This window comes from Synechococcus sp. R6-7 (genome assembly GCF_047461695.1).
GTDB lineage: Bacteria > Cyanobacteriota > Cyanobacteriia > Thermostichales > Thermostichaceae > Thermostichus.
Genome location: NZ_JANSHS010000074.1, coordinates 1 through 8535, shown reverse-complemented (window position 1 = coordinate 8535; position 8535 = coordinate 1). Strand labels below are relative to the sequence as shown.

The window sequence follows — 8535 nt, the reverse complement described above, 5'->3', positions numbered from 1 at the left end:
GAGCTTATTATTGACTAGAGTCATGCTCTGGCCGACTCGTTGGGCGTTTATCATGATGAGCCAGCTTCTTCTCAGCGCAGCACCACCTTGGGGGAGAGCAACAAAGTCAGGGATCCCTGGCGGTAGTCAATCCGGCCTTCGGCAAAGCGCACTTGGGCTAGGCCCGCTTTTTTGAGGGTGATCGCGTGGGCGTTGGCCGGGTTTAGACCAACAGCCGCTTGTACCCACAGGCTCAGATCCGGCTGGTGACCGACCAGAGCCAAAGACGCCAGAGGTTCCCGCTCTGCTTGCCAGCGCACCAGGTCAGCAAAACTGCCCCCCGGAGCCAGCGGTTCAAACACCTCCACAGCTTCGGCCAGGTTCTCGTCCAAAAAGATCTCAGCGGTCTGTCGAGCCCTCACCAAGGGACTGGTGAGCAGGAGATCCCACCTCCAGCCCATGTTCTTGAGCTGGCGGGCAACCTTGCGGCAACGCTTGCGACCTTCGTCTGTAAGGGCCCGAAAGGCATCCTCGACTTCTGGCCGGGGTTCCTCGGCTATGCCATGGCGAATAAAATCCACGGCCAATTCCTGTCGGGCAGTCTGCTTTTCTGCCGCCCCCTGATGGTGCTCCGCGCTGCTAACGCAAACGCCCTCCTGTTGTTCAAACCCAGAGACCATAGAACCCCGTCCTGTCAGCGCGAACGGCACTGTCAAATCTTGACTGCCAAATCTTGGAATAACTGTAACTCTCCCAGAATACTGTGGGAAAAAAGCCCACTCCCTCTACGGCAGCACTCCCGCGACAAAACCGGAAGTCATGAAGAAGACGAGGGGTTATGCAGTCGCTGGCTGACCAGAGTGCGCCCCTCCTGGGTGTAGAGCTGCCAGTAGTTCCAGTAGTTGCCAAACACGGACTTCACATAGCCCCGGGTTTCGGGGAAGGGGATCTGCTCCACAAACACGTCCGGATCCTCGAAGCCAAAGCGGTTTAGCCATCTGGCCACGTTGCCGGGGCCACCATTGTAGCTGGCCAGGGCCAGCAAGGTGTTGTCTTGATAGGTGCGGTGGGTGTAGTCGAAGTACCAGGATCCCAGGTAGAGATTGTCGGCGGGGTTGGTGAGGCTGTACTGGGCCAGGCCGATCTGCTGGGCAATCCAGCGGCCAGTAGCGGGCATCACCTGCATCAAGCCCAAAGCCCCCGAGGCCGAGACGATCTCTGGCTCAAAGCGGGATTCCTGCCGGATCAAAGCCGCCACCATCAAGGGATTGAGGTTAAATTGCCGTGACCAGTGGGCCAAGCCGGGTTGGGCGTAGGGATCCCCGCTCCAGGAATTGTCGGGGCCCGCATAGTAGTGCAGCGGATAGATGGCCTGCCAGAAATCTTGGCGCTGCCTCAACGTCTCCAGCAGGGGATCCGGCTCTTCGCTGAAGCGCAAAGCAGCCACCTGGTTAATGCCCCGCAGGTGATCTCCGGCGCTGTTGCGCAAAATGCCCGTGACAAAGCGCTCGGCAACGCTCATCTGGCGGGGATCCCGCTGCACGGGAGTTTCGCCCTGCCAGCGTTCCCAGGCCAGTTGGCTGGCTCCCATCAAATGCAGGGTTTGCGTAACTGCAGAGACCCCTGGCAACGGTTGGCGCACCGGCTGAAAATCCACCTCCACTCTTTTGCGCCCGCTGTAGAAATCCCCCACCGGCCAGCCCAGTTGCACTGCCGACCGCCAGCCGTAGTAGGTGTGGGGAAACTGACGCAGTACCTGCCGATAGGTCTGCCGAGCTGCAGCCACATCCCCCTGCTGTTCCCGCCATTTGCCCGCCCAGTAGAGCAGTTGTGCCCCCATTTCTGTATCCCGCTGAGCAGATCCAATCTGTTGAGCCAGGGCGATGGCTTGGCTGAGATTGCCTGCTTGTGCTTGGCTCCAGGCCACTGTCCAGGCGGCATTGGCTGCAGCTTCGCTGGCTGGAAAGCGATCCCAAAGGGCTTGCCGAGTAGCCTGGGCCGATTGGGGGCTGGCGTTGCGATCGTAAAGCTGGCTGAGGCTAAGCAACGCCTCTGGAGCTTCTTTATCTGAGCCGGATCCCACCTGTCGGAGGAGTTCAATTGCCGTCGGCAGGTCGCTCAGTTCCGCCAAACGGCGACGGGTGAGGGAAGCCTCTGGCCCATCGGGGAACTGTGCCAGCAGCGCTTGGTAAGCCGCTCTGGCCTGAGGAAACTCCCGCGAGATCTGGTGGCTGCGACCCCAGCGGTAGAGGTTCTGAGAGGTGGCGGGGGCACGTCCATAGGCCCGGGCAGCTTTGCCGTACTCCCGTTGCTCCCAGTAGGCATCGGCGAGGATCTGCCAGTCGGAAGCCGTGAGGGATCCCTCTTGAGCCTGCCGCCAGCGATCCAGCAACGGCGTTAGCCCAGGGGTTTGCGGGTGATGTTGGGCCAAATCCCGCAGCAGGTCATAGCGGTCGGGATCCAGCTCCAGCAAATGCTTGAGGGCACGTCCGGTCAGCGGATGGGTGGGAAATTGCTGCCGCAGCCGATCCACCTGGCCCATCCCCCAGAGGGCGTAGGCGGCCACAGGACTGTGGGGATATTCCTGCAAAATCTGGGGCCACCAGATCCCTTGGGCTGTTTCCTTGTCCTGCAACTGTTCATAGGCTTGGGCCCTGAGCTTCCAAATCTCTTCCCTCAGAACCGGCAGGCTCTCTTCCAGCCCCTGCAAATGCTTCAAGGCAGATTGCGCTTGGCCGGCTTGCAGCGCTGCATAGGCTTGCAGAAAGGCCACTGTGGAAGTTTGAGGCAGTTGCGTCGGATCCCTGTCTTCTCGTGCAGAGGCCACTTCTACGGTTTCTGCCCAGGATGAGGTGTAGAAGCCCCAGACGGCCCCACCCAGAGCTGCTCCCGCTGCCAGCACACCGGCAGCCCATCTTATCCAGCGTCGTTGGCTGCTTGTCAGGATCCCCATGCTTTACCTCCCCACCACCTCTGACCTACGATACTCAACCTGACTGCGTTGAGTCACCAGACAACTCGATACTTGCGAAACGGCTGGAAAGCTCACCTGGCAAGCGGTCACCGAGCATTGGGGCCAGACGATAAGCAGGGAGAGATGCAACGATTTCTTCAAACTTCAAACGGCGGTGAAACGGCTCATTTCCCCAATTGCGCTGTCGGGCTTTCGCTGCGGTACACCTTGGCCCCGACACTGCGCAGCTTTTCGTCAATGGCTTCATAGCCACGGTCGATGTAGTGCAATCCGTGGATCGTGGAGCAGCCTTCAGCCGCCAGACCGGCCAACACCAGGGCCGCACCCGCCCGCAGGTCGGTAGCCACCACCGGAGCGCCGGAAAGGGACGGCACCCCTCGGATCAGGGCCACTCGGTTCTTCAGGCGAATATCGGCTCCCATGCGATTCAGCTCGGGAATGTGGTGCATGCGGTTTTCAAACACTGTCTCCTCAATGGTGCAACTGCCCTCGCTCAAGGCGGCCAAGGCCATGATCGGCGCCTGCACATCGGTGGGGAAACCAGGATAGGGCAGCGTTTGAATATCAGTTGCCTGACACAGCCAGCCTGAGCTCAGTTGAGCTGGGGCAATGCGCAACCGGTTTGGGCCCTCTTCTTCCACCCGCAGCCCCATCGCTTGCAACTTGGCGATCACCGCCCGCAGATGATCGGGAATGACAGGGCCAACCGTGAGGTGAGAGCGGGTAATGGCCCCGGCAATGAGATAGGTGCTGGCCTCGATGCGGTCGGGAATGACCGTGTACTCTGTTCCATGCAAGCGGGGCACCCCTACCACCACAACCGTATTGGTGCCGACACCGCGAATGCGGGCCCCCATGGCTTGACAAAAACGGGCCAGATCCGCCACCTCCGGCTCTTGGGCGGCGTTCTCGATCACCGTTTCTCCATCCGCCAGCGTAGCGGCCATCATCAAGGTCTCGGTGGCACCGACGCTGGGATAGTCCAGGTAAATACGGGTTCCCAACAGTTTACGGGCATAGGCATGAACCACCCCATGCTCGATTTGGACCGTTGCCCCCAAGGCTTGTAGACCCCGCACATGCAGATCCACAGGACGAGACCCAATCGCACAGCCACCGGGCAGGGGAACTCTGGCCACCCCCAGCCGCGCCAACAGAGGCCCTATGATGAAAAAGCTGGCCCGCAACTGGCTGACCAATTCATAAGGGGCTTGAGAGGTTTTGAGGGAGCTGGCATCCAGGTCCAGGGTATTGCCAACATGGGAAACCTTAACTCCCAGCGTGGCCAGGATCTGCCCCATGCGTTCAATGTCCAGCAGACGCGGCACGTTGTGAATTCGACAGGCCTCAGGAGCCAAGATGGCCCCGGCCATCAGCGCCAAGGCAGAGTTTTTTGCCCCGCCAATAGGGATGTGGCCACTCAGGGTCTGCTTGCCAATGATTTTCAGCACTGGCCCCATCATCTCTGGCGCGGTTGCCATGCCGGTCTGGGGCGGCGTCAGGCCAGGCTCTAGGGGATCCGCCCCGCTGACGCGATTGTCAAAACCTTTCAATCTCCCTCCTCACCCACAAAAAATAGGCGAACCCTTCTCAGAGAATACTCTGGGGATCACAGCAGCGGCTAAACTCGCAAGCCAAATTGGGTGTGAGGAAGAAGTTCCCATGGCTGTGCTTCTATCCTGCAGCAGCGGACAGGGGAGCGGCTAGGCCAGTTCACCAGATGCAGGCTCTCAGCGAAGGCAACTGGGGGGCAGCCCAACAGCAGGGGGCGGTATGATGGATGCTCAGGGGAAGTGCTTGCAAGGAAAACAGGAAGGAGACAGCCGATGATCGCCACTCAAGTCTCTGCCCAAGAGTTGTTTCGGGCCGCCTATGAAAACCGCTACACCTGGGATCCCGCTTTCCCGGGCTACAGCGCCGAGGTCACCTATTGGGATGGGGAGCGCACATTCGTTGGGCAGGTGCGAGTGGGAGCAGACCTAAAGGCCACTGTTACCGGCGTAGAGGATGAGGAAGCTCGAAAAGCCATTCACAACCAACTTTGGGAGATTGCCATTCACCGGGTGCGCCGCAGCTTCGACGAGACCCATGGGAACAACACCTTCCGTTATGGCCAAACCCTGCCCGATGGCACAGTGGAGATCCTGGTGGGGGGCAAAGCAGAAGGGGATCGCTACCACGTGCGCGATAACCAGGTTACCATGGTGCACCGGCATATCCACGGAGTGGTGGTTACCATCCACACCTTCAGCAGCCACGATACCGGCGAAGGCTATCTTTCCCACCGCTACGATTCCGTCTATCACGATCCCCAAACGGGCGAGCAAAAAGGCGGGCGCAGCCAATTCGAGGATCTGTATACAAAAGTGGGCCAGTACTACATCCTCTCGGAGCGGCGTATCCAGACCGAGACGGAAACCGGCCCTGTGGAGAAGCGCTTCACCTTCAGCAACTTGACCTTGCTAGACGTTGGGGCGTGAGCGACCCGGCATTGCTCTCTGCGGGGTAGAGGGCCGGCTCTCCCATTCGTCACTGTTGGGCAGCTACCGGGAGGCTGAGTTCACGCCCTTCTTGGCGGCCAAGCCTTTCTCGATAACGGGAAAGCCGATCTGTAGGCTTTCAAGCTTTGTTGCAGAACGATCCTCCCGGTTAGAAAAAGCAAGAGAGCCTGAGCTATGCTTTGAATATTCTCCCGCCTGCGATTGGCATGGACAACACCACAGCAAAACCTGACCCGGATTCCGAAGCCCCCATTGGTGCCCCTGAACTGATCATTCGCCCCGCCCAACTGGGGGATCTGGAGGCTGTGGAAGAGATTTTGGCGCAAGCCTTTGATGAAGAGTACAGCAGCCGCTCGGTGGATATTCGTCGCCAAGTGCGGCGGTTGCGCCAGTGGTATGGGCCCCTGAAAACCCTGACCCTGTTTCCCAATCGCTTCCAGCACATGTTTACAGTGCATGTGGCGGAGCTGAAGGGCAAGATTCAGGGGGTGATTCAGGTTTCTCCCTTCAACCATTCCCGCAGCACCTGGCGGGTCGATCATATCGCAGTGGCGCCCTCTGCCCAGCGACAGGGGGTGGGATCCCGGCTGCTCAAGCACTGCATGGAGCACTTTCGGGAAGCTCGCACCTGGATCCTGGAGGTGAACATCCACAACAAGGGGGCAATGGCGCTCTACCGGCGCAACGGCTTCCAACCCTTGGCTCAGATCACCTACTGGTCGATTCCAGCCGATATTCTGGCAGCTCTCAGCCAGCACGAGCCCAAATTGCCCAACCTGGTGCCGGTGACCAACCGGGATGCCTATGCCATCTACCAACTGGATACGGGATCCATGCCGGCCACTGTGCGCCAGGTGTACGACCGTGAGGTGAACGATTTTCGCACTAGCCCACTGGATTGGCTTTTGGAGCAGGCCAAATGCGCCATTAGCCAGACGGAGCGGGTGGAAGTGTGTGTTTACGAGCCCGAACGCAAAACCGCCATCGGCTACTTCAACTTGAAGTTGGATCGCACCGGGCAGCAACCTCATGTGGCCAAGCTTACGGTTCACCCTGCCTACACTTGGCTTTACCCCGAACTCATGGCCAAGATGGCCCAGCTTACTCAGGCTCATCCGCCGCAATCTCTGGCCTTGGCCTCCACCGATTACCAGCCGGAACGGGAGGAGTTCTTGCTGAAGCTGGGAGCCCAGGATGTAGAGCGGACGTTGCTGATGTCGCGTTCGGTGTGGCACAAAATCCGCGAAAGCCGCCTCTTTACCTGGGATAGTGCTTATCTCAACGCGATGCTGCGGGGATTACAGGTGAAGCAGCCGGTGCCGGAGCGGTTTGAGGGGCCGCCGGAGGGCTGGGTAGAGCACCACTTTCATCCCATTAGCCCAACCGAGCCAGATCCCAGCTCTGGTCGCGTCAGCGGTGTGGAGTCTTCACCAGGGCTCTCCAGAGACTCCCAATCTGAGGCTTCTCCACCCCCTAGCTAAGGGAGAGAGAGCCCCAATCCCGGCTTGCTTGCACCTTGCGAAAAACGGATGAAAGACCCGAAGGGCAATTCTACTGCGGATCCCTCTTGGCGGGCGCTGATTCAGGCGGCACTGCACCGGAACCGTAGCGATCCCGGTGTGCGGTATTTGCAATTGGCCACGGTGGATCCCCAGGGGCATCCGCGCAACCGCACGGTCGTTTTCCGGGGGTTTTTGGGCGATACCGACCGCATTCAATTGGCGGTGGATAGTCGCAGCGAGAAGATCCGACAAATTGCCCACTGCCCCCAAGCCCAGATCTGCTGGTATTTCTGCAAAACCCGCGAGCAATTCCGCATCGCTGGCACCCTTGAGGCCATCGCCGCCGATCATCCGGATCCCCAGGCCCAGCGCCAGCGGCAGCAGTTGTGGCAACAGATATCGGAAAAAGGACGGCTCCTCTGGTTTTGGCCGGAACCTAAGGGGCTGCTTGCCCCGCCAGAGGCTTTTATCCAGGAGTTGCCGAAAGAGAAAGATCTGCTGCCTCCGCAGACCTTTGTGGCTTTACTGCTGGAGCCAACGGAGGTGGATCACTTGCAGCTTAAGGGGGATCAGATCTATCCCCAATTGCGGACAGTGTACGAACGTACCTCCCAAGGGTGGCAGCGTCGGGCCGTGAATCCCTGAAGGCGATCCAAACTGGTTTCAGCCTGGTCTGGGGCGGGGGATCCCTTATTCCTTGTTCCTCCAAAGCACAGGGAATAGAGGAATGGACGTGTTAACGTAGCTGAACGATCGTGTTCTGCACGGTGGGGGCGTTATCCTCTGATGGAACTCTGTACGCGTATGGCTGGTCTATCAGGGGTAGGGCAGCAGTTGATGCCTTTTGTCTAACTCGACACGTATCACTTTGGCTTGCAGTGGTCTCGATGTGCGTCTTGATCTGCTCATTCGCTCAGGCTGTTGCCTCTTTTTTCGCCGGCGGCCCATTGCTGAACAGAGCTTTGAGGGGCAAGGGATCCCTAGTGTTGTCTGCCGCTCTGGTTGGGGTAGGGGTTCTCGTGCAGGGATTGAGGGCACAGACTCTGGAGAAACCGACGCTGAAAGCCTTGGAGGATTCCGTTGAGGGGAATGTTGTCCCTGTTCTGCACTCAGAACCTGCCTTGCCCCCCCAGGCTGTCCCCACCTCCGCCCGTACGGGACCCTTTCGGGTCGGCAATCGCACGCCCCATCCGGTTCGGCTGGTGATCTTGATGCGCAGCGGCGAACGGATGATCAATCCGGAAACGGCCCACTGGGACTTTGCCCCTGGAGAGGGGGGGAGCGAGGGATTGCTGCTGAGCTTGGGAGAGGAACCGCTGCAAATCGGCCCCGGAGACATTGTGGTGGCTTTCGCCCTGGATGGAACCCGCCGCTATTGGGGGCCCAATGTGGTGGGAGAGTCTCTGGCCCCGTTTTGGGATGGGGAGAGCGGCTCCTGGTCGATGATCTTGCAGCCTTAGGGTGCTCCCCCTTTGGCCCAGAAGAGTGAGGAATGGAGAAGTTGCCCCAGAGGAGTTTGAGGTGACCGCTGCAAATGTCCAAGCTGCGCGCGGAGCATGACTCTAGTCAATAATAAGCT

7 protein-coding genes are annotated in these 8535 nt (G+C 59.4%); 4 read left to right on the top strand and 3 right to left on the bottom strand.

Going from position 1 to position 8535, the window contains the following annotated elements:
• Nucleotides 1-71: 71 nt before the first annotated feature.
• The 3 genes from sixA to murA all read right to left on the bottom strand — a co-directional run bounded on the left by sixA (nucleotide 72) and on the right by murA (nucleotide 4434).
• The gene (gene sixA, locus NW815_RS02810; RefSeq protein WP_011431769.1) at nucleotides 72-659 is read right to left on the bottom strand and encodes a phosphohistidine phosphatase SixA; all 588 of its coding nucleotides are present in this window, start codon (nucleotides 657-659) and stop codon (nucleotides 72-74) included.
• A 137-nt stretch (nucleotides 660-796) separates the two neighbouring features.
• A complete protein-coding gene (locus NW815_RS02805; RefSeq protein WP_414391068.1) occupies nucleotides 797-2932 on the bottom strand; it encodes a transglycosylase SLT domain-containing protein in 2136 nt (711 codons plus the stop codon).
• A gap of 185 nt (nucleotides 2933-3117) precedes the next feature.
• A complete protein-coding gene (murA, locus tag NW815_RS02800; RefSeq protein ID WP_414331363.1) occupies nucleotides 3118-4434 on the bottom strand; it encodes a UDP-N-acetylglucosamine 1-carboxyvinyltransferase in 1317 nt (438 codons plus the stop codon).
• Between the two features lie 345 nt (nucleotides 4435-4779).
• On the opposite strand from murA, the gene NW815_RS02795 reads away from it, so the two are divergent.
• From NW815_RS02795 to NW815_RS02780, 4 genes are all read left to right on the top strand, one after another.
• A complete protein-coding gene (locus NW815_RS02795; RefSeq protein WP_414357485.1) occupies nucleotides 4780-5433 on the top strand; it encodes a DUF3386 domain-containing protein in 654 nt (217 codons plus the stop codon).
• Nucleotides 5434-5660: 227 nt separating this feature from the next.
• Complete coding sequence (locus NW815_RS02790; RefSeq protein WP_414388681.1) at nucleotides 5661-6935, top strand: GNAT family N-acetyltransferase; 1275 nt, start codon at nucleotides 5661-5663, stop codon at nucleotides 6933-6935.
• Between the two features lie 48 nt (nucleotides 6936-6983).
• Complete coding sequence (locus NW815_RS02785; protein ID WP_414388683.1) at nucleotides 6984-7601, top strand: Npun_F5749 family FMN-dependent PPOX-type flavoprotein; 618 nt, start codon at nucleotides 6984-6986, stop codon at nucleotides 7599-7601.
• Between the two features lie 341 nt (nucleotides 7602-7942).
• Nucleotides 7943-8416, top strand: a complete 474-nt coding sequence (locus NW815_RS02780; RefSeq protein ID WP_414388684.1) for a hypothetical protein — start codon at nucleotides 7943-7945, stop codon at nucleotides 8414-8416.
• Nucleotides 8417-8535 lie beyond the last annotated feature (119 nt).

Excerpts from the sequence above, each read along its gene's own strand:
- NW815_RS02790 (WP_414388681.1), top strand. The coding sequence starts at position 5,661 with ATGGACAACACCACAGCAAAACCTGACCCGGATTCCGAAGCCCCCATT.
- sixA (WP_011431769.1), bottom strand. The coding sequence starts at position 659 with ATGGTCTCTGGGTTTGAACAACAGGAGGGCGTTTGCGTTAGCAGCGCG.
- murA (WP_414331363.1), bottom strand. The coding sequence starts at position 4,434 with ATGGCAACCGCGCCAGAGATGATGGGGCCAGTGCTGAAAATCATTGGC.
- NW815_RS02805 (WP_414391068.1), bottom strand. The coding sequence starts at position 2,932 with ATGGGGATCCTGACAAGCAGCCAACGACGCTGGATAAGATGGGCTGCC.
- NW815_RS02795 (WP_414357485.1), top strand. The coding sequence starts at position 4,780 with ATGATCGCCACTCAAGTCTCTGCCCAAGAGTTGTTTCGGGCCGCCTAT.
- NW815_RS02785 (WP_414388683.1), top strand. The coding sequence starts at position 6,984 with ATGAAAGACCCGAAGGGCAATTCTACTGCGGATCCCTCTTGGCGGGCG.